Source organism: Dyadobacter pollutisoli, assembly GCF_026625565.1.
In the GTDB taxonomy this organism is placed as follows: Bacteria; Bacteroidota; Bacteroidia; order Cytophagales; family Spirosomataceae; genus Dyadobacter; species Dyadobacter pollutisoli.
The window spans coordinates 4,920,523-4,943,821 of sequence record NZ_CP112998.1 but is presented as its reverse complement, the minus strand read 5'-3'; the positions used below and the strand labels follow the sequence as shown (position 1 = coordinate 4,943,821).

Genomic DNA, 23,299 nt, shown 5'->3' with positions numbered 1-23,299 from the left:
CAAAATGGAAATCTCTATCACAGCAATAGCTTCACAAATGAAATTGATACCCAACCTGGTCATAAAATTTTTGCTGGCCGCATTGATCCTGAGCCCCTCAATTTATGGTCAGACAAAGCCCAAAGCAGCTTCTAACCCTTCCAAACTGGCCCGACCAAAACTGGTAGTGGGCATTGTAGTAGATCAGATGCGCTATGATTACTTGTACCGCTATTATGATAAGTATAAAGAAGGAGGGCTGAAAAGATTGATGAATGATGGTTTCAACTGCCGTAACAATCACTATCACTATGCATTGACAGTAACTGCGGCCGGACATTCGGCGGTATATACGGGTGCGCTGCCGGCGGTGAATGGAATCGTTGGTAATGACTGGTATGATCGCATTGCTGGTAAAAACGTGTATTGCACCGATGACAGCACTGTGGCCACCGTAGGGAGCAGCAATGTGACTGTGGGCAAAATGTCGCCGCGCAATCTGCTGGCGAGTACTGTAACCGATCAGCTGAGGGTAGCGACCAATTTCAGGTCCAAGACAGTTGGTGTAGCGATTAAGGACCGGGCTTCGATTCTTCCTGCCGGTCATGCCGCTAACGGTGCTTACTGGTTTGACTCCAAAACAGGCAATTTCGTAACGAGTACCTATTATATGCAGTCGCTACCCACCTGGGTAAGTGATTATAACAATAAAAAAATGCCTGCTGCCTTTATGGGCAAAGGCTGGAATACATTACTTCCCATCGATCAGTACACGCAGAGCACGCCCGACGACGTGACCTGGGAAGGCAAGCTGCCCGCTGATAAAAAGCCGGTTTTCCCGCATGACATCACAGGGACCGCCGGAGACGCCTACATGCCGCTCACTACTTCGCCGTGGGGAAATACATTGACCAAAGAAATGGCTATTGCCGCTATCAAAGGTGAAAACCTGGGCAAAGGAAGCGACACCGATTTTCTGGCTGTGAGCTTTTCATCGCCGGATAGGATTGGTCACGCATTTGGCCCGAATTCGGTGGAGCAGGAGGATAATTACCTGAAACTGGATATGGATTTCGCAGAGCTTTTCGGGTTTCTGGATGGCTGGGTAGGGAATGGAAATTATACTGTATTCCTGACTGCCGATCACGGTGCTATGGACGTACCAGCTTTTTGGAAAGACCATAAACTTCCGGCTGGTCTGATGAACTCTACGACACTGACGAGGTCAGTAGTGAAATCGCTGAATGATGCCTTTGGCGAAGGTGAGTATGTTTCCGCTTTTGAAAATTATCAGATTTATTTAAATCACAAATTGCTGAAAGAGAAAAAGATCAGTGTTGCCGACGCTTATCAGGTACTTCGTAATGCATTGCTGCCCATTGAAGGTGTTGCTGATGTGATCAACCTGACAGACATTGGCCGTGCGCCGCTGAACACCTATCAGCTTGAACTTTACAAGAATAATATCAATGCAAAAAGGAGCGGGGATCTGCAGCTGATCGTGCAGCCAGGCTGGTTCGCGGCGTCTTACGGCACAGGTACCGACCATGGTACTCCTTATAATTATGATACCCATGTACCTTTCTTGCTATATGGCTGGGGGATCAATAAAGGTGAAACTTTGCGACGTACTACCATCGCGGACATCGCTCCGACCATATCTGCATTGCTTCACATTCTGCCACCGAGCGCCAATGTGGGTAATCCTGTGGAAGAGGCTTTGAAAAAATAGTATCATTTGTTTTGCCAGGCAGGATTAACAGATCTCCTGCCTGTTTTTGTTTTATTTAAATTCCTAAACCGTGAGAAAATTACCCCTCTGGACATGTTGTTTGCTAGTTTCAGTTCTTTCAGTGAATGCTCAGACTAAAAAAGTTACCCCCAAATCTACCACATTAGCCCGTCCGAAACTTGTTGTTGGCATTGTAGTAGATCAAATGCGTTATGATTACCTGTACCGTTATTATGATCAGTATACGGAAGGTGGTTTCAAACGTATGATGAATGAAGGTTTCAATTGCCGGAACAATCATTATGGTTATGCATTGACGGTTACAGGTCCGGGACATGCATCTGTTTATACTGGCTCCATTCCTGCTATCAATGGTATCGTAGGCAACGAATGGTTTGATAGAATCACCAAGCAGAGCGTCTATTGCGCAGATGATAGCACGGTAAAAACGGTAGGCAGCAATAATCCAACCGTTGGTAAAATGTCGCCGCGTAACATGCTTACCAGTACGGTTACCGATCAGCTGCGGATTGCTACCAATTTTCGCTCCAAAACCATTGGCATCGCCATTAAAGACAGGGGATCGATCCTGCCCGCAGGACATGCAGCAAACGCAGCCTACTGGTTCGACTCCAAAACAGGGAATTGGGTGACCAGTACTTACTATATGGACGACCTGCCACAATGGGCAAAGGATTACAACGCAAAGAAAATGCCCTCGGAATACCTGAAAAAGGGCTGGGACTTATTGTTAACTGCTGACAACTATACGCAAAGCTCTCCCGACGATGTGGCTTGGGAAGGTAAGTTGCCAGGCGCGAAAAAACCAGTTTTTCCTTACGAACTGGCTGGTTTGGCAGGAGATGCATTCGGTGTGGTGACTGACACGCCATGGGGAAATACGATCACCAAGGAAATGGCTATCGAAGCTATCAAAGGTGAAAATCTGGGAAAGGGTAAGGATACCGATTTTTTAGCGATCAGTTTTTCTTCGACGGATAAAATCGGGCATAGGGTAGGGCCTAACTCCATTGAGCAGCAGGACGACTTTCTGCGCCTGGACCGCGAATTTGCAGATTTGTTTAACTTTTTGGATACCTGGGTTGGCAAAGGTGAATACACCGTTTTCCTCACAGCGGATCATGGCGTTGTGGATGTTCCCGGTTTCGCTGCTGCGCATAAATTGCCTTCCGGACTTGTGGACAGAAAAGTATTGACAAATTCTGTGACCAATGCATTGAATGAGGCATTCGGAAAAGATAAATATGTGATCGCTACTGACAACAACCAGCTTTATCTGGGTCACGATCTATTGAAAAAGAAAAGGATCACAGTGGCAGAGGTTACCAGCGTAGTGCGGGAAGCTGCATTGAAAGTGCCGGGAATTGCAGATATTATCGATCTGACGGACATGGGAAAAGCACCGTTGAATGCGTATCAGCTGGAATTGTACAAGAATAATGTCAATGCTAAAAGAAGCGGTGATATCCAGGTTCTTTCGCAACCAGGCTGGTTCTATGGCACATCGACTGGTACCTCTCACGGAACACCTTATAATTACGATACCCAGGTTCCTTTTGTGATGTTTGGCTGGGGGATTAAGAAAGGAGAAACGCTACGCCGTACTTCGGTTTCGGACATTGCTCCGACGATTTCTTCATTGCTGCATATTTTGCCGGGTAGTGGTAATGTGGGAAATGCTGTGGAAGAGGCTTTGAAGAAGTAGTAATGTTTGAATAGTAACGGTAATTACAAGTTCATTGTTGATTGATATTGTTCGGCATAGTTTTGTTGAAGTTTGGCGTAGTCTCGAGTTGGGCGGTCGGAGATTACTACGCCAAACCTTTCAATAATGTATCAATCACAACTATTTACGATTCCTCAACTACCAGCGTAATCCCCTCGGTCTTCATAATCACAACTTTGCTTCCTGCTGAAATCGTGGTGTGTCTGGAAGACAGCGCTTTCCATTCCGCGCCGCGGTAATAAATTTTGCCTTCGCCATTGCCAGGAATATCCTTGATCACCATGGCTGTTTCACCCACAAATTCGCTGTACTCGGGATTACTCCTTCGTTCCAACAGTCTGCGGGCGTGTTTTCTTAGTATTAATAAAGAGATAAGTGAGATAGCCGAAAAGGCCAGGATCTGACTTTCGGTAGTGGGCAGCAGGCCTATTGCTGTAAGAAGAGAGGTAAGTAATGCACCGGTTGCAAAGAATACAAAAACCAGTAAAACACTGACTAATTCTGCCAAAAGCATGATCAGTCCCACGATGAGCCATATTTGCGGCAAAGACAAATCCATACTATTTCTTCGGTTCTGATTTGACAACGGTTAAGGCTGTGGCGATGAGGGAGCCCATATCGGCCAGGTTTGCCGGTAATATGAGGGTATTTCCTGCCTTGGCTAGTTTGCCAAATTGTTCTACATAATTTTCTGCGACTTTCAATTGAACTGCCTGCGCTCCACCATCGAGTTGAATTGCCTGGGCAACCAGTTTGATACTTTCTGCAGTTGCCTCGGCAACAGACCGTAATGCGGCGGCTTCGCCTTCGGCTTCATTAATTTGTCTCAATCTCAAACCCTCCGATTCCAGTACCACTTTTTGTTTTTGTCCTTCTGCCACGTTGATTGCAGCCTGTTTTTCACCATCTGATTGCAGAATTACCGCCCGGCGTTCCCGCTCAGCCTGCATTTGTTTTTCCATAGCATTGAGCACGCTCTGAGGCGGGGTAATGTTTTTAATCTCGTACCGTAATACTTTAACGCCCCAACCAATAGCCGCCTCATCAATGGATTCTACCACCGCACGGTTAATGGTCATACGTTCTTCAAACGTTTTGTCAAGATCCAGTTTTCCGATTTCGCTACGCATGGTAGTTTGTGCCAGCTGTATTACGGCAAAAGTGTAGTCTGCAATTCCATAAGCAGCTTTTTTTGGATCAATAACCTGGATAAAAATCACGCCATCCATACGTACCTGCACATTGTCGCGGGTGATACATATCTGTTCAGGAATATCGATGGCAGTTTCTTTGAGTGTGTATTTGTAAGCGATCCTGTCAAAAAAAGGAATGATAAAGTTGATACCCGGTTGCAGTACGGCATAAAACTTACCGAGTCGTTCCAGGATATACGCAGTTTGCTGGGGAACGACCTTTACGGTCATCAGGATAGTAAGAACAACAAGCACTAGCAGTACCAAAAGAGGAGTCGTCATAATAAGTCAGGTTATGGTCTATTGCGAAAATAGCCATAACCTGTCTGGCTTCCTATATTTCTAGTATCAACGAGACGGAAACTTGCTCGTCGGCTTATCGTTAGGATGGATGGTTATATGGGGATATTATTCTTTCAATATTTCTTTTGAAATAACCACTTTTTGGATCTCGCTGGTACCTTCGCCTATGGTACAAAGCTTGCTGTCGCGGTAGAATTTCTCCACCGGATAGTCTTTCACAAAACCGTATCCGCCGAATATCTGAACGGCTTCGTTGGCCACGCGCACTGCTGTTTCGGATGAGTGATATTTGGCCACAGAGCTCGCCAGGGTCACTTTTTCGCCTGCATCCTTCAAAGCAGCGGCATGAAATGTAAGTAATGTTGAGGCTTGTACATCCGTATACATATCGGCAAGTTTGAACGCGATCGCCTGAAAATCACAGATCGCTTTGCCAAATTGCTTCCTTTCTTTGGAATAGGTCAATGCGGCTTCATAGGCGCCAAGCGCCGTGCCTACTCCAAGGGCAGCGATGGATATTCTTCCTCCATCCAGCACCTTTAATGATTGTATAAAGCCATCGCCTACTTCTCCAAGTCGCTGGCGGTCCGGAATTCGGCAATCCTGAAATAACAGTTCAACGGTTTCAGACGCACGCATGCCCAGTTTATCTTCTTTTCTCCCGCTGGTATATCCGGGTGTTCCCTGCTCTATTATAAATGCAGTAGCACCGTGTTTATCTCCCGGCTCGCCGGTTCTGGTGATCAGGACGGTTACATCGCCGCTTTTTCCATTGGTAATGAAATTTTTGGATCCATTAATGACCCAGTCGTCCCCGTCTCTCACCGCAACTGTACGCATATTGCCAGCATCGGAGCCGGTATTGGGTTCGGTCAATCCCCACGCCCCCACCATCTGGCCGGACGCCAAGCCCGGTAAATAGGTTTGCTTCTGGTCTTCATTGCCAAACATACAAATGTGATTGGTACATAACGAGTTGTGCGCAGCCATGGAAAGTCCAACTGACGGGTCCACTTTTGAGAGTTCAATAATGGCAGTAACATACTCTTTATAACCAAGTCCTGAGCCTCCGAAACGTTCCTGTACAAGCATTCCCATTAACCCAAGATCACCAAGCTTGTGAAAGACTTCCTTGGGAAAGTGCTGTTTTTCGTCCCACTCCCTGATATTGGGTCTAATATAGTGTGCTGCAAAATCCCTCACCGTTTCTTTGATCAGATGGCAGGTTTCCTCCCGCTGGCTCTGAGTTAAATCTGATTTTGCTATGTCCATAATGGTTGATGATTATATTTGTGTTATTCAATGTTACTGAGAAATGGACAAATTCACTAACCGCAAACGAACAAATAAGTGCGGGGGCGGTGAACATTCGTTTAAAAAAATTACTTTTGCAACAGTCCCAATATCATGGACTTGGTAAAGTACAATTCGTCTATTGTAAGCAAATAAGTACCGTAACAGCTATATAATAATTATCACATTTTATGAAAATCGCAGTTGTAGGAACAGGTTATGTTGGATTAGTGACTGGTACTTGCTTTGCCGAAACCGGCAATCAGGTTACTTGTGTTGACATTGATGTCAGAAAAATAGAACGTCTTCAAAAGGGTGAGATACCTATCTACGAACCCGGGCTTGATGTGCTTTTTGACCGTAACGTGGCGGAAGGTCGTCTGGTATTTACTACGAATCTTGCCGAAGGTATTAAAGATGCACAGGTGATTTTCCTTGCATTGCCAACGCCTCCCGGTGAAGACGGATCAGCGGATTTGAAGTACATCCTTAAAGTAGCCGATGATCTTGGATACATATTGGATCAATACGCGGTGATTATCGATAAAAGTACAGTGCCAGTGGGTACTGCTGAAAAAGTACACGCAGCGATCGTGAAAAATGCAAAAGTGGATTTTGACGTGGTTTCTAACCCTGAATTTTTGAGGGAAGGTGTTGCCGTCGAAGATTTCATGAAGCCTGACCGCGTTGTGGTGGGGACCTCTTCTGAAAAAGCTAAGAAGGTAATGGAGAAATTGTATGCGCCATTGGTGAGACAGGGTAACCCTGTCATATTCATGGATGAGCGCTCCGCAGAAATGACCAAGTATGCGGCGAACTCTTTTCTGGCGATGAAAATCACGTTCATGAACGAAATTGCCAACCTTTGCGAAAAAGTAGGTGCCAATGTGGACGATATCCGTCGTGGTATCGGAACGGACAGTCGCATTGGTAAAAGGTTCCTTTTTGCAGGTATCGGATACGGTGGAAGCTGTTTCCCAAAAGACGTACAGGCTTTGGCTAAAACCTCCAGAGACTACAACTACGACTTCCGCATTCTCCAATCAGTAATGGATGTCAATGATGATCAGAAGAAAAAACTGCTTCCGATGGTTGAAACTTACTTCGAAGGTAGCCTGAAAGGAAAAACGATCGCTGTGTGGGGTCTTGCATTCAAACCTTATACGGATGATATCCGTGAAGCTCCCGCCCTTGAAAATATCAATTTCTTGCTCGAAGCAGGTGCAAAAGTGACGGTATACGATCCCGAAGCAATGAACAATGTAAAGGGTATATTAGGAGATAAAGTTACTTTCTGCCATACGCCTTACGCAGCTTTGGATGATGCTGACGCCCTGATGATCTTCACTGAATGGCCTCAGTTCCGTACTCCTGAGTTTGAGAAAATGGGTAAGTTGCTCAAAAATAAAGTAATTTTTGACGGAAGAAACCTGTATGAACTAGAACAAATGAAGGAAATGGGCTATACCTATTACAGTATTGGTAGGGAAAAAGTGATTCCAGCCTGAGAAAATTGAAAATATTGTCTAACCAATCTCATAGTTAATGAAACGTGTACTAATTACCGGAGCAGCGGGGTTCTTAGGTTCGCACCTTTGCGAACGGTTTTTAAAAGAAGGCATGTATGTGATCGGGATGGATAACCTGATTACTGGCGACATGCGCAATATTGAGCACCTGATGCCCAATCCGAACTTTGAGTTCAATCATCATGATGTTACCAAATTTGTGCATGTGCCCGGCGAGCTTGATTATATCATGCATTTTGCCTCACCAGCCAGCCCGATCGATTATCTGAAAATTCCAATTCAGACGCTCAAAGTAGGTGCCATGGGAACACACAACCTGCTTGGTCTTGCACGCGTAAAAAATGCACGTTTCATCATCGCTTCCACTTCGGAAGTTTATGGTGACCCGCTCGTTCATCCGCAAACGGAAGACTATTGGGGACACGTGAACCCGATCGGACCGAGAGGTTGCTACGATGAAGCGAAACGTTACCAGGAAGCGATCACAATGGCATATCATCGCTACCATAACCTGGAAACAAGAATAGTAAGGATCTTTAACACCTACGGACCGAGAATGCGCCTCAATGACGGACGTGTACTCCCTGCATTCATCGGACAGGCATTGCGCGGTGAAGATATTACCGTTTTCGGTGATGGATCGCAGACGCGTGCATTCTGCTATGTGGACGATCTGGTAGAAGGTATTTACCGCCTTTTGATGAGCGATTACGAATTGCCTGTCAACATTGGTAATCCTTCTGAAATTACAATCGGAGAGTTTGCTGAAGAAATTATCAAACTGACGGGAACAGATCAGAAGGTTATTTACAAGCCTCTTCCGCAGGATGATCCGAAACAACGCCAGCCTGACATTACAAAAGCCAAGGAAATCCTGGGCTGGGAACCAAAGGTTTCACGTCAGGAAGGCTTAAAAATCACTTATGACTACTTCCGTAGCTTGCCTACCGAAAGGCTGTATGAAGAGTCTAATCACAGAGGTTTTGAAGGATTCAGTGATAACAAGTAATAGAGATTTATAAATAGAACAGCCCGCAAATTTCAATTTGCGGGCTGTTCTATTTATAAGAAAACCGGAAATTCTAAACTTCCATAATCTCTTTTTCTTTGGCAGAATATATTTGTTCTACTTTCGAAATAAAGCCGTCGGTCAATTTTTGAACACGATCTTCGCTTATTTTTACCAAATCCTCTGCAACACCTTCCTTGGTCAGTTTACGGAGCGAATTGTTCGCATCCTGACGAATGTTGCGAATGTTGATCTTCGCCGTTTCGATTTCGTTTTTAGCACGTTTAGCCAGCTCTTTCCTGCGTTCTTCATTCAGTGGCGGAACCGATATCCGGATCATTTCACCGTCATTCGATGGCGAAAAGCCCAGATTGCCGTTACGGATCGCCTTTTCAATATCATTGATTATTTTTCTTTCAAAGGGTTTGACAGCAATGGTCCTTGCATCGGGCGTGTTAATTGTAGCCACATTTTGCAAAGGGGTCATTGATCCGTAGTAATCGATCTGAAGACCTTCCAGCATCTGCGGCGATGCTTTTCCGGCGCGGATTTTACCTAATTCAATGATAAGGTGTTTGATTGCGCCTTCCATGGTGTCTTTGGCGTCTTCCAGATATAATTCTATTTCTTCCATTGTTTTAAAATAAGATATTGTATTGCTACTAATTCGATATCAGCGTTCCCACTTCTTCTCCCATTACGAGATCATAAAGGTTGCCCGCCTTATTCATATCGAAAACGATAATCGGGACATTATTTTCCTTGCAAAGTGTGAATGCGGTAAGGTCCATGATTTTAAGGTTCTTGGACAATGCTTCATCAAATGTAAGTTGAGAATATTTTACTGCCAGCGGGTCTTTTTCAGGGTCGGCCGTATAAACTCCGTCGACACGTGTACCTTTTAAAACCACCTCGGATTCTGATTCAATCGCCCGTAATCCGGCAGTAGTATCTGTTGTAAAATAAGGGTTACCAGTTCCCGCACCGAAAATAACCACACGTCCTTTTTCAAGATGACGGATTGCCCTGCGACGGATCAATGGTTCGCAAACCTGCTCCATTTTAATGGCAGACATCAATCGGGTGTTCATTCCGTGTTTTTCGAGGGAGCTCTGGATCGCCATACCGTTGATTACAGTAGCAAGCATTCCCATATGGTCGCCTTGAACGCGATCGATACCGGATTTTTCAACTGATGCGCCTCTGAAAATATTTCCTCCTCCAATAACTATTGCAATCTGAACGCCTACATCCGAAATTCTTTTGATTTCTCTGGCGTAATTATCAAGGATGTTAAAGTCAATAACCTGACCTTTGTCGCCTCCGTTAAGCGCTTCTCCGCTCAGTTTAAGTAGTAAACGTTTATATTTTGGTTCCGGCATGATGGTGATGTAGGTGTTTTCGACCGTAAAAATAAGCGTAGGAAGCTCAGATTAACAAGTAATTTATTGAAACTCCAGCAATACCTGATTTTTTTCAACAATTTCACCGGATGATACCTTTAATGATTTCACAACACCGCTTCCCGACGACTTGATCACGTTTTCCATTTTCATGGCCACGAGCACAAGTAATGTATCCCCTTTATTGATCATGTCGCCTTCCGAAACGGCTACCGACTGGATCAATCCCGGCATAGGTGCTTTAATGTTGTTCAGCTTGTGGGTTGCACTATTATGTAGCCCCATTCCTTCCAGCAAAAGATCAAGGCGATCCTTCGATTTGGTATGGTAATGCTGTCCATTAATGAGCAAGTGGGCCGTTTTTTCAGCGGTATTCTGATCGATAACTTCTACATTATAGGATTTGTTTTTCCAGATAATGTGAAACCGGTTTTGACCAATGGCTACCACATCGCCGTCAAACAGATCCTCGCCAATGAACCATTCTTCTTTTTTCTGATGAATATCAAAAGTGTCTTTGGCTCCCGAAGTTTCAACAGAATCGGCAGAATCTGCAACAGCTATTTTTAGCATACAGCTTCACTATAATCGTTGGTGATTTCTTTAAGAATAAAATTCAAATCCTCAAATGTCATGGCTTCCACCAATCGCATTCTGTATGGTTTGAAATGGTCTAACCCCTTGAAATAATTGGTATAATGTCTGCGCATTTCAAAAACACCGGCAACCGGCCCTTTCCAGCGGATCGAGAATTCAAGGTGCCTCCTGCAAACATCCACGCGCTGCTCCATGGTAGGAGGCGCGAGCCTTTCGCCGGTTTTCATAAAATGCTTGATCTCATTGAATATCCACGGATTACCGATCGTGGCGCGGCCGATCATGATGCCGTCCACGCCAAACCTGTTTTTGTATTCCAATGCTTTTTCCGGTGTGTCCACATCGCCATTGCCAAAAATAGGAATGGTGATCCTGGGATTTTCTTTGATTTTGGCGATCAGGGACCAGTCTGCATCACCTTTGTACATCTGAACACGAGTACGGCCATGAACAGAAAGCGCCTTAATGCCAATGTCCTGCAACCGTTCCGCAACTTCCTGTACGTTTTTAGTACTCTCGTCCCAGCCAAGACGTGTCTTAACGGTCACCGGCAAGTGGGTGGATTTGATAACCGCCTCCGTCATCCTTACCATTTTGGGGACATCCTGCAACAATGCGGCACCTGCACCACGGCAAGCTACATTTTTCACAGGACAGCCATAATTGATATCTATAAGGTCGGGATTAACGCGTGACGCGATCTCCGCGCAGGAACCCATCGTCTCCACGTCGCTTCCAAAGAGCTGTATCCCGACAGGTCTTTCATATTCAAAAATATCCAGTTTTTGGACGCTTTTCGCTGCGTCCCGGATCAATCCTTCGGAAGAAACAAATTCGGTATACATCAGGTCTGCACCGTTTTCTTTACAAACAGCGCGGAAAGGCGGATCGCTCACGTCTTCCATTGGTGCCAGCAGCAACGGAAAATCTCCCAGTTCTATATTTCCAATCTTAACCATTTCAAATGCAGAGAAGCTTTCAAGTCAATTTAATGCAGGTTTTAACCCCGGCGGTCATGTTTTACTTGTTAACTCCGTATTTTTAAATTGATAATAAACTGTAAATTTACACCAATTATGCAAAATAGTAACCCGAATCTGGTGGATTCCCGAGTACCTGGCACATGGGGCAGCTTATTAGTATTGATTGGCTTTGTGCTCATTGGAATGGCTGTGGGTAATATTTTGGCTGTAATGATCCTCGCGATTTTTACTTCCTCCGACGCCGACAGTGTTTCAGGTATGCTAAACCTGCTCATTTCTGACCCAGACAAAGTGCCGAACGGCTGGTACGCACTGATGATCCTCCAAGGGACTGTCCATTTCTTCTCGTACCTGTTACCTTCGCTTCTATACTGGTTTTACATCGAAAGAAGCAACATAAGTCATTTTAGTTCGGACCAAAAGCAGCCGCTGAGAGTGTGGATTGAAGCTATTTTTCTGGTTCTGATATTTATCCCGGTCAATAGTAAATTCATTGAATGGAATGCCGCAATGAAACTGCCTGAGGCGTTGTCGGGACTTGAAATGTGGATGCGGGAGAAAGAGGACCAGCTGTCGGTTATGACCGAGTTTCTGACTGGCTATACACAGTTTTCACAACTACTGATTGCGTTATTTGTGGTTACATTGCTGCCTGCATTGGGTGAAGAGGTTCTTTTCAGAGGGATCATTCAAACCAAATTATCGCAGCATTGGGGCAAGATACATCTGGCGATCTGGGTATCGGCCGCTATTTTTAGTGCGATACATTTTCAATTCTACGGTTTTATTCCGAGAATGATGCTGGGTGCCTTGTTTGGGTACCTGTATTATTGGACAGGTAATTTGTGGGTTTCGGTGCTGGCACATTTTGTCAATAATGGATTTGTCCTCGTGATGATGTACCTCCACAACATTGGTGTCGTGAAAACCAACATTGAAGAAACGAAAACACTGCCGGGAATACTGATTATATCATCATTATTCCTTACAATTGGGATTTTGAGATCAATATGGCAGGCCGGCTCCACACGGAAAGTGCAAGTAAGGACGGAACATTAATTTTAATAATAATCAAAGAAAAATAGGAATGGACGAGAATTGGGCCAAAGCGTATCAGAGCGGGCAAATGATCCGCGCCGAAATAGCGCGGGAAATATTGGAACAAAACGGAATTGCAGCTGTAATTGTGAATAAACAGGACAGCAGCTACCCGATTTTTGGAATGTGTGAAGTCCATGTGCCCGCAAGCGACCTGTCTCAGGCCCAAACAATACTAACTAATGAAGAAGCGCTTAAACAATCTGAATAACCTACAGCAACGGACTATCACCGGGCTTGCCGGAGTATTCGTCATCATTAGTTGTATCCTTTACAGTGACTGGACATTTCTACTGCTTTTCTGCGCGATCAGCTCGCTGACCCAATTGGAGTTTTATAAATTGCTCGGATTGGACGGAAACCAGCCTTTAACATATTATGGTACCTTTTGTGGCACAGTAATGATGTTACTTGCGTATCTGATAGAACAAGAGATCGTGGCATTCGAAAACTATTTCATTATCAGTCCTTTGCTGTCCATGATCTTCTTCATCAAGCTGTATAAGAAGAATGATCTGAAGCCTTTTACCAATATCGGGTTTACTTTTTTGGGGATTATCTACGTGGCCTTACCATTTGCATTGATCATCGTAATGGCGATGCGTGGCGGGAAATATAATTATGAAATCGTCCTCGGAAGTCTTTTATTACTGTGGGCTTCGGACATCGGCGGTTACTTTGCCGGGACAAAATTTGGCAAAAGGAAGCTGTTTGAACGCATTTCACCAAAGAAATCCTGGGAGGGAGCGATGGGTAGCGCGGTTTTTGCAGCAGTCATTGCGTTTGCCCTGGGGTATTATTTCCGTACCTTCGAACCGTGGAAATGGTATTGCATCGGAGCGATCATTGTGGTGGTAGGAACTTATGGCGACCTCGTTGAATCTTTATTTAAACGCAGTATTGCCATAAAAGACTCTGGAAGCAGCATCCCTGGCCACGGTGGTTTTTTGGACCGTTTTGATGGGTTGCTACTGTCGGCGCCATTTATAGTTACGTTTTTAAAGTTATTTTCCTGACGTAAACAGCTTTATAGTAAAGTACAGGCAATGCCCGGGTCCGTGGGTCGTTTGTAATTTGGGAACAGATTTTTATATGTTGCTCTCAATGAATGTATTGAAAGGTAAATAGGTATTAATAATCTTGCTAAACTTAATCTTCGCAGGCCGGATTGAAAATTGATAAGGGTCTTGAAGCATAATCTGGAACGAATGAAACGGAGTTTTTTAATTTTTTTCTTAGCACTTGCGGGAATATTGGGTGTCCGGGATTTATATGCTCAGGGTGAACAGAAGGCAATTATATTTTCCGGGGTTGTAGTCGGTGGGAAAACGACCGAGAGGCTCCCTGGTGCCACTATTTTCATTGTGAATGCAGGTAGGGGAACATTGGCGAAAGGCGATGGGTCATTTACGATCCCGGTATTTCCCGGCGATAGTATCGTGTTCAGCTACGTTGGGTTTAAAAAGCAATATCACATTGTGCCAAGAAACTACAATGCGGACATTTATTCTGCGATTGTGGCTTTGAGGGAGGATGTAGTAACTCTTTCCGGTGTTACCATTTATCCATATTCGACCGAGGAAGAGTTTAAGAGAGCATTCTTAGCTTTAAAATTGCCTGATCAGGCGGATCGTGACGCATTGGCAAAAAGTACCGATCCTGACTATATCAACAGAATGGCAGCGCAGGTGCCCAACAATGCACAGACGAATTACCGGTATTCCATGGACCAGCTACTTTTTGGCCGGGAGTCCGCGGCAAACAAAGGTTTTGCTACTACCTTTCCATTCCTGAACCCGTTTGCATGGGCTAAGTTTATCAAATCGGTGAAAAATGGTGATTTGAAACAAAAGGACTGGCGGAAAGAGCTGAATGCCGCTCCCCGGGAAAACATCACCAAGCAGGACTTCTTAGCACCTGTGCCGGTGGATAACGATACCAAGAAAAACGGCGGTAACTAACCGTTTTGCTGATCCTCTTGTATAGCGGCAAATTTCAATAATTGTACTGTTTCTCCGTCAAACACAGCATAATGCTGCTGACTTACCCATTCTCCGAGGTTAATGTACCTGGAATTGGCGTTGACTTCCATATTCAGCACCAGGTGCCGGTGTCCAAAGATGTAATAATCGTGATGCTGCTGCGCCTCAATTTCGCGGCAATACTGGAATAGCCATTCATTATCTTCTCCCAGAAAACGCTCTTCGCCTTTATTGACATTAGCAATCCTGCTTCTTTTCGACCATTCCATTGCGATCCACATGCCCACATCGGGGTGGACAATCCGGAAAATGGTTTGGAAAAATTTATTTTCAAAGACTTTTTTCAGAAACTTGTAAGTATTGTCGCCTGGACCAAGGCCGTCGCCGTGACCGATCAGAATTGTTTTTGATCCCCCATTAGTATTGAATGTAAAATTCACCGGATTTCGGTAAATAGCCGCCCCAATTTCGTCAGTCAGGTAGCCGGACATCCACATGTCGTGATTTCCTGTGAAAATGATCAGTTCAATTCCTTTGTCCGATAGTTCCGCCAGTTTTCCCAACAGCCGTACGAAACCGCGGGGTACAGCCTTCTTGTATTCAAACCAGAAATCAAAAATATCGCCGACCAGGAAAATGGTTTGGGCGTCGTGCTGAATGGATTCCAGCCAGCGCACGATCAACTTTTCCCGTTCCCGGCTCTTGGGCAGGGAAGGCACGCCGAGGTGGTAATCAGATGAAAAATATACACGCCTTCCAGGCCGCAGGTTAATGGATTTTTGCTCGAATTGGGGATTCATGGAATTGCTGCAATTGGGCTGCAATTTACAATGTTCCTGTTAAATGATTTTCGTTAATATCACATCATCATGTGGTGCGCTCTAACCTTTTATTGGTCAGTTTATTATATAGATTTGTGACGTCAATGTGGTCATCTATTAAACACACCGGATATGAAAAATTTACAGAAAAAAGTATGCATTACATTTTTATTGACGACTTTTTCAGTCATTACATTTGCCCAGATTCGTATCAATGATCCGGGTAGGGTAGTGGAAAGGCAGGCAGAGTACAGGGCCAACAGAAAGGTGGATCAGGCGGTTGACAAAGGCTTTGATTCTCTTGAACAGGGGATTGGTAATCTTTTCAAAAAGAAAGAAAAAAAGGACGAAGCAAATAACGGTACAGCTACAAAGGAACCGGGTAAAACAGGGTCGGAGAATGACCAGGCAGCGTCGTCGGGAAATGAGACGGTTGCAGCCAAACCAGAAAAAGCGACGTTGAAATCTTACAGCAAATTCGATTTTATACCCGGGGAAAAGATCGTGGCGGTCGAAGATTTTTCACAAGATGCTGTGGGAGACTTTCCGGCGAAATGGAATACCAATTCGGCTGGCGAGGTGGTGAGTATCGAAGGAACGGAAGGGAAATGGTTGATGCTGGGCCCCGAAGGCGTGTTTTATCCGGAGTTTGTAAGTGGTTTGCCGGAGAATTTTACATTAGAATTCAATTTAGCAACTACTTCTGAATTCAGTTTTTACACGGGATTTCTGAGAACCATCATTGCCGAAGTTGCGAATGCTTCCAAAGATTTCACAAAATGGAAATGGTACGACGGTGATAAGGCCAATGGAATGGAGATCGGTCTTCATCCCTATAATGCAGGCGGAACAGAAGGAATGTCGTTTTTTAATGTTTTTACAGACGAACCAGGTGCGTCGCTGATGAAAAATGACAAGAGCTTTCCTGCATTTCACACACCCGAACATAATGTAGTAAAAGTGTCCATTTGGAGGCAGAAAGCACGATTCAGGTTGTATGTGGACGATTTCAAGGTCTGGGATTTGCCCCGGGCGTTTAATACGGAGAGAAAGTATAACTTCATTGGCTTTTCAACTCACGGTTACGAGGGCTCAGACCGTTACTTTATCAGTAATTTGAGACTGGCTGTAGGTGCACCCGATACCCGTAGCAAATTGATCACCGAAGGGAAGTTTTCGACAACGGGTATTTTGTTTGATGTCAATTCAGCCACAATCAAACCCGAGTCTTTTGGTGTGCTGAAAGAAATAGCGAATGTACTCACTGAAAATGCAGGTATTAAGGTCAAAATCATTGGTCATACTGATTCTGACGGTGAGGATGCAGGCAATTTATCTTTATCCAAAAAGCGTTCAGAGGCGGTTAAAGCAGCATTGGCGAGAGATTTTGGAATAGAAAGTGCCAGATTGGAAACAGACGGAAAGGGTGAAAGCGAGCCCGCGTCGGCGAATACAACGGCAGAAGGAAAGGCAAATAACAGACGTGTTGAATTTGTTAAAATGTAATTCAAATATGGTTTTTAAGGTGTCTCTTTCTAGATTGCGGCCATTAAAACCGATGAAGATGAGAAGTTACCTGAATTTAGTGATAGTGCTTACCATGTTGCTTCCTGCAACCTGGGCTGGCGCGCAAGGCGTGAAAAAAATTGCTGTGGACAAGCAACGTACTGTTCAATGGAAACCTGCAATTGGTCAGTATTATTTCAGCCATTCTCTTGTTTTTGACTATGAAAACAAGGCTGATAAGACAAAAGGAACATTGAAAATCCACGTGGATCCGGTGACCGGTGCCATGTGTTTCAGGAAGGAAAGCAGTTTTGGTCCAAAAGGGAATACGTATGATTTTATTATAGGGTTTCCCGACGGCAAGTACATTTATTGCGGAGTTGATGATAAAGGGAAGAAAATAAAGGTTACCGAACTGGTGAAGGAATTCAAGCCTGATGCTGAAACGAAAACACAGCAAAAAGAGGATTTTATTACTTACTGTGTCCCAACCGGAAACAAACGACAGGATTTTGAGTTGGAAAGTGCCGAGTACGACCTTAGCTACGCTACTTCTGAAACCAAGGATAAACTGTGGCTTGCCAAAACTCCATTTAGCGTTTATGCGCTTTATGGAATTGAATTTGTAGAAGGTACCGTGAGCCTGCCAGTCTCATTTGACTACATGTACCTGCTTCCTTCCAATGAGCTGATCACAGAATTGAATGCAAAAGACGCTGTTTTGAAGCTGACCAGCTTTGGCCGTGATCCATTCACTGCCATCACAAAAGGATATCAGAAAATAAAAGTCAACGATTGATAAAAACATGGAGCAGCATTAAAATGATGCTGCCCTATGTTTCATTTAAGCACTTTCAGCTTCTGAACGTTCGGTCATTACTTCCGACAATGGTCGCATGTTTGCCGGTATGGCTGGTTCTTCCTCCTCGGCTGTATATGGGAACACATCCAGGATAGGTGTAAGTGTAATATCAGTGGTTTCGTAAGGGATCAGGAAATTGCGCATGCTCTCATTGATCCGGTCCAGCGCCTGTTGGATACCCTCGGCATTTACCAGCATGTAATTCACGATCTTCTTCTCTTTTCCACTTTTTTCGTCTACTGAAAAATAGATCACCTTCGCTTTAAACCATTGCTCTCCCTCTTCATACGCGAACAGGTCCGCCAGGCGAAACTTTGTGATACTGCTCACGCTGAAATCGCTGGCGCCGGTCACGATCTGTTTGTATAATCTTGCCTCGGATTCAGTGTATGAAACTGCGTCCACGAGATACACTTCATTGATTGTTTTCAGGCTTCCTGCTTCATCCTCCTTTTGATACCGAATTTTTCCTAAATACCAGCTCGCCATAATTTTTATTGGTTGTTTAATAAAGTCTGCAAATGTAGAAGCTTGGGTGAATGCTTGCAAAAAAATAAAACCTTAAAGTAATAATCCCCGATCCGTGTATGCGTTCTGATACCTACTGTTTAACTTGCGAAAAATACATTTTAGAATGAAAAAGAACATTTGTTTTGTTGCAATCTTCCTGGTAATGGGCGTTTTAGCAGGCTGTGGAGTAGGCCGCCAGGTTTCGGAAGCTAAAACTTTCGGAGATTGCAAATATGATATTGCTTCCGTCGACAGCGTTTACCTCGCCGGAATTGACGTAAGAGAATTCAAAAATATCAGAGGTTTCGGCGACCTCGATTTAGCCAGGTACCCGGGATTGGCGATGGGGCTTTTGCGGAAAAATGTACCGCTCGATTTGCGAGTAAATGTCGACATTACCAACCCGACCAAAAAACGCGCGGCTATCAACCAGTTGGAATATAAAGTGTTACTCTCGGACAGTGAAATTTTTAATGGATATCTGAGCCAGTTGATCGAAGTTTTACCCGGAACCGGAAGTACACGCGTGCCGGTAAGACTGAAAGCAAATGCATACCAGCTGCTCAACGACAACAACACGCGCGATCAGTTTGTGAATATGATTTTGTCGTTAACAGGCCGGTCAGATGCAAAGCCAACGAAATTTACAGTTAAAGTCAGACCAACGCTCGACGTGGCCGGAAAGCAAATTAACTACCCTGGCTACATTACATTCGAAAAAGAAATAACAAGCCAAATGATTTCCGGGTCACGCTGACCGGGCTCACGTTGAGCTCCCGACACCCCTACATTGATAACAAGTACAACGCGCTATTTTGAAGATATTTTTAGAAAACCCTCATTTACTTGAATATTTCGGGCTGGTAGTCGTCCTGCTTCTGCTTTTTGGCGCCACTTTTTTCTTCAAAAATTTGGAGGTAGTCAGGAAGTGGTCGGGACTTGCGCTGATCATCGTTCCGATAGTCTATTTTTATCTGCTTCTTGACGCTTACGTACTCAATATTCCGCTTACCGACGACTTCAATCTCCTTGAAACCATTTACGACTTGCAGCACGCTCCCGACTTTCTGAGCGTGGTCAAGAGTCTTTTTGAACAGGTTAATCAGCACCGATTTGCTTTCGAAAGGATCGTAATGTTGCTGATGATATTCTTCACAGGAACAGTGAACATTAAAGTCCAGATTTTCCTGGGTAACCTGTTTCTCTTAGGAATTCTATACCTACTGTTTCTTTCGTTCAAAAAAGAGAACATTTCGTGGTACTATTTTATCCCGGTACCCTACATGCTGTTCAACCTCATTTACTTCGAAAATGCGTATTGGGGAATAGCGGCTTTGCAAAATACACCACTGATATTCTTTGCCTTTTTATCGGCGTACGGACTGGGTAGAGGAGACCAGAAAGGCTGGTACTTGGGGCTGATTGCGGCTTTGTTTACCACATTTACGAGCGGTAGCGGCTTACTTACCCTCATTATTGGAGTGGTCATATTATTGTTCCAAAAACGGTTCAGGCTGCTGCTTTGGTGGGTGATCGCCATGGTGGCTATCATTCTTTTTTACTTTCTTTTCGACTATGAGTTTGTGTCCTCACCCGGTGAAAAAGTGTGGGTACATCCTATTTTTAATCTGATATCTGTTTTCGGTTTTTGGGGGAATGCACTGTATCTCGACGTCAGGCATCCACTCGTTTCAAGCTTTTACCGCGACCTGATCTGGTGTGTGATACTCGGCGCGGGAATGGGGTTGCTTTTTGCCGGCTGGGTATTCAGGATTTTGGTCAAAAAGAAACTGGTATGGAGCGACTGGTTCTTGTGGGGTGCATTGATGTTTGCGATGGGAACGGGAGCTATGTTCGTGATCAGCAGGCCGATCAACAACTACCTGATGTACGGAGGAAATGTGTTTTCCAGACGTTACATGACATTCGGAGTCGCGTTATTGGCGACTACCTATGTTTGTTTGGTCATCTTGGTGAAAGATTTTAAGAGTTTGAAAAGAATTGTTGCGGGTATCGGCATGCTTGCTTTTCTGAGCCTGAATTTTGTCAGCTATTATTTATCTATTTTTCAAATCAGGAAACTACACGACGAGCTCGCAATAGACAGTTATTATTGGAACAACTACAAGACCTTCTTAACAGTAGGAGAAAAATTTAGCGACATCCCGTTTTGGAACCACCCGACCCGAATGCGTGACCTGATCAAAAACCTGGAACGGACCGGGCTGAGTGATTTTTATCAGAATTATTCAATCCCTGATCACCAAAAGCTGATTGCGGAAACGGGTAAACCGGGCGAACCATTTAAGGGTGAATTTGATGCAAAATTTCAGTATCGCAATGGAGAAAACAATCTTCCAGCCAAGTACTTCAAATTTCAAGTAACTCCCGAGGACGAGAATTTTGAGCCTTCTTATTTTGTGCTGGCTTCGAAACAATATACGATTGTACTGCCAGCTGTGCCGGTAGCAAACTCGCCCCAGAATTTTTTGAAGACAGCCACTTATTATAGTAACAATTATCAGTACTCGCTTTATAAAACAAAGTTGCCCGCCGGTAAATATGACGCCTGGATCATGTCGCCCGATCCACAGCAGCCAGGAAAATGGCAGTCATTATCCACCGGCAAGCAGGTTTTATTTTACTAGGAGAAACCCTACCGTCATCATTTATGCAAATACTCACTTACAATCTGAACGGAATCCGGGCAGCATTAAAAAACGGATTATTGGAATGGCTCAGCTCAAAGTCTGTCGACATTCTGTGTTTTCAGGAAGTAAAGGCCACACCCGACGTAGTCGATCTTTCCGGCTTCGAAGCATTGGGTTATGAACTCATCGGCTGGCACGCGGCTGTCAAAAAGGGGTACAGCGGTGTCGCCATTTTTTCGAAGATTAAGCCTGATCAGGTGATTGCGGGTTGCTCTATTCCGGCATATGATACGGAAGGCAGAGTCCTGAGAGCGGATTTTGGCGACATTACCTTACTGAATTGCTATTTCCCGTCCGGTACCAGCGGAGAGATCCGCCAGTCTGTAAAAATGACTTTCCTGGCCGACTTTTATGATTGGGTAGACGAGCTCCGCAAAGAGCGACCGAACCTGATCATTTGCGGTGACTACAACATTGCCCACACTGAAATTGACATTCATGATCCGGTACGCAACAAGAAGTCATCGGGTTTTTTACCTGAGGAAAGGGCGTGGATGTCGAAATGGTTTGAGAATGGTTATACTGATGCTTTCCGATATAAAAACCCTGATCTGCGCGAGTATTCGTGGTGGACGTACCGGGCTGGGGCGCGGGCTAATAATAAAGGCTGGCGGATCGATTACATTTCTGTGTCCAATACAATTAAAGACCGTATCGTGGCCAGCAGGCAATACAATGATGCCGTGCATTCGGACCACTGTCCGGTATGGCTGGAAATAGAGTAAATTTTGTATTTTTGATAAAAGCAAGGATCAAAAACGCGTAGTTATGGATATGCCAATGCCGGTAACTTTGAAGATGGGCGACCTGATGAGTGAGGAGGAATTCTTTCAGTTTTGCCAAATGAACGACACACTAGAGTTCGAAAGGGACTCGCAAGGAAATATTATACTTATGTCTCCAACAGGATCTTTTACGGGAAATTTTAATTTGAAAGTTTCGATGGAAGTCGGAATTTGGAATAAAGAAAACGGCCTCGGCGAAGTTTTCGACTCTTCTACTGGCTTTACATTACCTAATGGAGCGGTTCGTTCTCCGGATGTGTCCTGGGTCAGACAGGAACGCTGGGATATGCTTTCCCAAGATCAGAAAGAAGGATTTGCACCGATCTGTCCCGATTTTGTAATCGAAATTCGTTCTAAATCAGATGGTCTGAAATATCTGCTGGACAAAATGTTGGAATACATTGCAAATGGTAGTCAACTAGGATGGCTGATCGACAGATTTGAAAGCAAAGTATATGTTTACAACGCTGATAAGTCAGTTGTTATACATGAATCTCTACAGGTAATGCTTTCAGGAGAGAGCGTACTTCCTGGTTTTACATTGAATCTTGGAGCGGTGATCAAATGATTTCTCATTCTTTCGCTTCCTAATAAATCTTTTCCATTGTTTCGTTACTTTCTCATTTATAAGCCTTTTGGCATGCTTTCGCAGTTTAGTCGTGAAGGCGATCATGCTACGCTGGCAGACCTGGATTTTGATTTTCCCAAAGACATTTATCCCGTTGGCCGCCTGGACGCGGACAGCGAAGGTTTGCTGCTTTTAACCAATGACAATTTTCTAAAAACAAAATTGCTCGAACCGAGAAACCGACATACCAGAACATATTACGTCCAGGTAGAAGGAAATGTTACCTCAGAAGCATGCGAGTCCCTGAGCTCGGGCGTGGCAATATCCATTAATGGCAAGCAATACCAGACTCTCCCGGCCAAAGTAATGTCCATTGCAGAACCTGTGCTTCCGGACAGAGACCCGCCCATTCGTTTCCGAAAAAATATACCTACATCCTGGGTATCGCTTACCCTGCATGAAGGCAAAAACCGCCAGGTAAGGCGAATGACGGCTGCTGTCGGTTTCCCCACACTGAGACTTGCCCGCTGGTCGATCGGGAAAATTTCTTTGGCCGACAAAAGTGGAAATTTCCCTAATCCAGGGGACGTATGGGAAGTTACAGCCAAAGAAGCAAGGCGCTTTTACGATTGATCCCACAAAAGAGCACCGCGGTCTTGCCAAACCGGAGAGAAGGGTTAATTTTGTA

24 protein-coding genes are annotated in these 23,299 nt (G+C 44.5%); 15 read left to right on the top strand and 9 right to left on the bottom strand.

From position 1 onward, the window contains the following. Positions 1-37: 37 nt before the first annotated feature. Both pafA (ON006_RS20155) and pafA (ON006_RS20150) read left to right on the top strand, forming a co-directional pair. Entirely contained in the window at positions 38-1,711 is a 1,674-nt protein-coding gene (pafA, locus tag ON006_RS20155; protein WP_244823657.1) for an alkaline phosphatase PafA, read from the top strand. Between the two features lie 70 nt (positions 1,712-1,781). Next, positions 1,782-3,437, top strand: a complete 1,656-nt coding sequence (gene pafA / locus ON006_RS20150) for an alkaline phosphatase PafA (protein WP_267609890.1) — start codon at positions 1,782-1,784, stop codon at positions 3,435-3,437. 145 nt (positions 3,438-3,582) lie between these two features. Here pafA (ON006_RS20150) and ON006_RS20145 read toward each other — a convergent pair whose 3' ends face one another. The 3 genes from ON006_RS20145 to ON006_RS20135 all read right to left on the bottom strand — a co-directional run bounded on the left by ON006_RS20145 (position 3,583) and on the right by ON006_RS20135 (position 6,226). Further along, positions 3,583-4,017, bottom strand: a complete 435-nt coding sequence (locus tag ON006_RS20145; RefSeq protein ID WP_244823656.1) for an NfeD family protein — start codon at positions 4,015-4,017, stop codon at positions 3,583-3,585. A 1-nt stretch (position 4,018) separates the two neighbouring features. After that, entirely contained in the window at positions 4,019-4,933 is a 915-nt protein-coding gene (locus ON006_RS20140) for an SPFH domain-containing protein (protein WP_244823655.1), read from the bottom strand. Between the two features lie 126 nt (positions 4,934-5,059). Further along, complete coding sequence (locus ON006_RS20135; protein WP_244823654.1) at positions 5,060-6,226, bottom strand: acyl-CoA dehydrogenase family protein; 1,167 nt, start codon at positions 6,224-6,226, stop codon at positions 5,060-5,062. A 212-nt stretch (positions 6,227-6,438) separates the two neighbouring features. Here ON006_RS20135 and ON006_RS20130 point away from each other — a divergent pair, with 212 nt between their 5' ends. Both ON006_RS20130 and ON006_RS20125 read left to right on the top strand, forming a co-directional pair. After that, entirely contained in the window at positions 6,439-7,755 is a 1,317-nt protein-coding gene (locus ON006_RS20130; protein ID WP_267609889.1) for a UDP-glucose dehydrogenase family protein, read from the top strand. Positions 7,756-7,792: 37 nt separating this feature from the next. Beyond that, positions 7,793-8,785 (top strand): UDP-glucuronic acid decarboxylase family protein, encoded by a 993-nt coding sequence (locus ON006_RS20125; protein ID WP_244821170.1) that lies wholly within the window; start codon positions 7,793-7,795, stop codon positions 8,783-8,785. 73 nt (positions 8,786-8,858) lie between these two features. Here the strand turns inward: ON006_RS20125 and frr are convergent, their stop codons facing one another. The 4 genes from frr to dusB all read right to left on the bottom strand — a co-directional run bounded on the left by frr (position 8,859) and on the right by dusB (position 11,744). Further along, positions 8,859-9,419, bottom strand: coding sequence for a ribosome recycling factor (gene frr / locus ON006_RS20120; RefSeq protein WP_244821169.1), 561 nt, complete (start codon positions 9,417-9,419; stop codon positions 8,859-8,861). A 28-nt stretch (positions 9,420-9,447) separates the two neighbouring features. Beyond that, entirely contained in the window at positions 9,448-10,167 is a 720-nt protein-coding gene (pyrH, locus tag ON006_RS20115; RefSeq protein WP_244821168.1) for a UMP kinase, read from the bottom strand. Positions 10,168-10,230: 63 nt separating this feature from the next. Next, the gene (locus ON006_RS20110; protein WP_244821167.1) at positions 10,231-10,761 is read right to left on the bottom strand and encodes an acyl-CoA carboxylase biotin carboxyl carrier protein subunit; all 531 of its coding nucleotides are present in this window, start codon (positions 10,759-10,761) and stop codon (positions 10,231-10,233) included. After that, positions 10,755-11,744, bottom strand: a complete 990-nt coding sequence (gene dusB, locus ON006_RS20105; RefSeq protein WP_244821166.1) for a tRNA dihydrouridine synthase DusB — start codon at positions 11,742-11,744, stop codon at positions 10,755-10,757. Before dusB ends, ON006_RS20110 begins: the two co-directional genes overlap by 7 nt. 117 nt (positions 11,745-11,861) lie before the next feature. Between dusB and ON006_RS20100 the strand changes: the two genes are divergently transcribed. From ON006_RS20100 to ON006_RS20085, 4 genes are all read left to right on the top strand, one after another. After that, positions 11,862-12,827, top strand: a complete 966-nt coding sequence (locus tag ON006_RS20100; RefSeq protein ID WP_244821165.1) for a CPBP family intramembrane glutamic endopeptidase — start codon at positions 11,862-11,864, stop codon at positions 12,825-12,827. A gap of 28 nt (positions 12,828-12,855) precedes the next feature. Continuing rightward, positions 12,856-13,077: a putative signal transducing protein gene (locus tag ON006_RS20095; RefSeq protein WP_244821164.1), complete on the top strand. Its 222-nt coding sequence runs from the start codon at positions 12,856-12,858 to the stop codon at positions 13,075-13,077. After that, positions 13,049-13,882, top strand: a complete 834-nt coding sequence (locus ON006_RS20090) for a phosphatidate cytidylyltransferase (RefSeq protein WP_244821163.1) — start codon at positions 13,049-13,051, stop codon at positions 13,880-13,882. The genes ON006_RS20095 and ON006_RS20090 overlap by 29 nt, the downstream gene beginning before the upstream one ends. Before the next feature lie 192 nt (positions 13,883-14,074). After that, positions 14,075-14,827 carry a carboxypeptidase-like regulatory domain-containing protein gene (locus tag ON006_RS20085; protein ID WP_244821162.1) on the top strand — a complete coding sequence of 251 codons (753 nt, stop codon included), beginning with the start codon at positions 14,075-14,077 and terminating at the stop codon, positions 14,825-14,827. Here ON006_RS20085 and ON006_RS20080 read toward each other — a convergent pair. Further along, positions 14,824-15,648: a UDP-2,3-diacylglucosamine diphosphatase gene (locus ON006_RS20080; protein ID WP_244821161.1), complete on the bottom strand. Its 825-nt coding sequence runs from the start codon at positions 15,646-15,648 to the stop codon at positions 14,824-14,826. The genes ON006_RS20085 and ON006_RS20080 overlap by 4 nt on opposite strands. Before the next feature lie 153 nt (positions 15,649-15,801). Between ON006_RS20080 and ON006_RS20075 the strand changes: the two genes are divergently transcribed. Next, positions 15,802-17,175 (top strand): OmpA family protein, encoded by a 1,374-nt coding sequence (locus tag ON006_RS20075; RefSeq protein ID WP_244821160.1) that lies wholly within the window; start codon positions 15,802-15,804, stop codon positions 17,173-17,175. Positions 17,176-17,233: 58 nt separating this feature from the next. Next, on the top strand, positions 17,234-17,974 hold the full coding sequence (locus ON006_RS20070; protein ID WP_244821159.1) for a hypothetical protein: 741 nt from the start codon (positions 17,234-17,236) through the stop codon (positions 17,972-17,974). 45 nt (positions 17,975-18,019) lie between these two features. Here ON006_RS20070 and ON006_RS20065 read toward each other — a convergent pair whose 3' ends face one another. Next, positions 18,020-18,526 carry a DUF4494 domain-containing protein gene (locus ON006_RS20065; protein ID WP_244821158.1) on the bottom strand — a complete coding sequence of 169 codons (507 nt, stop codon included), beginning with the start codon at positions 18,524-18,526 and terminating at the stop codon, positions 18,020-18,022. Positions 18,527-18,671: 145 nt separating this feature from the next. Here ON006_RS20065 and ON006_RS20060 point away from each other — a divergent pair, with 145 nt between their 5' ends. From ON006_RS20060 to ON006_RS20040, 5 genes are read left to right on the top strand one after another with little or no spacing between them, the layout of a single operon-like run. Continuing rightward, entirely contained in the window at positions 18,672-19,304 is a 633-nt protein-coding gene (locus ON006_RS20060; protein ID WP_244821157.1) for a hypothetical protein, read from the top strand. 58 nt (positions 19,305-19,362) lie between these two features. Continuing rightward, entirely contained in the window at positions 19,363-21,195 is a 1,833-nt protein-coding gene (locus ON006_RS20055; protein WP_244821156.1) for a glycosyltransferase family protein, read from the top strand. A gap of 23 nt (positions 21,196-21,218) precedes the next feature. Beyond that, positions 21,219-21,983: an exodeoxyribonuclease III gene (locus ON006_RS20050; protein ID WP_244821155.1), complete on the top strand. Its 765-nt coding sequence runs from the start codon at positions 21,219-21,221 to the stop codon at positions 21,981-21,983. 43 nt (positions 21,984-22,026) lie between these two features. Further along, positions 22,027-22,611, top strand: coding sequence for a Uma2 family endonuclease (locus ON006_RS20045; RefSeq protein WP_310590200.1), 585 nt, complete (start codon positions 22,027-22,029; stop codon positions 22,609-22,611). A 36-nt stretch (positions 22,612-22,647) separates the two neighbouring features. After that, on the top strand, positions 22,648-23,244 hold the full coding sequence (locus ON006_RS20040) for a pseudouridine synthase (protein WP_255772904.1): 597 nt from the start codon (positions 22,648-22,650) through the stop codon (positions 23,242-23,244). Positions 23,245-23,299 lie beyond the last annotated feature (55 nt).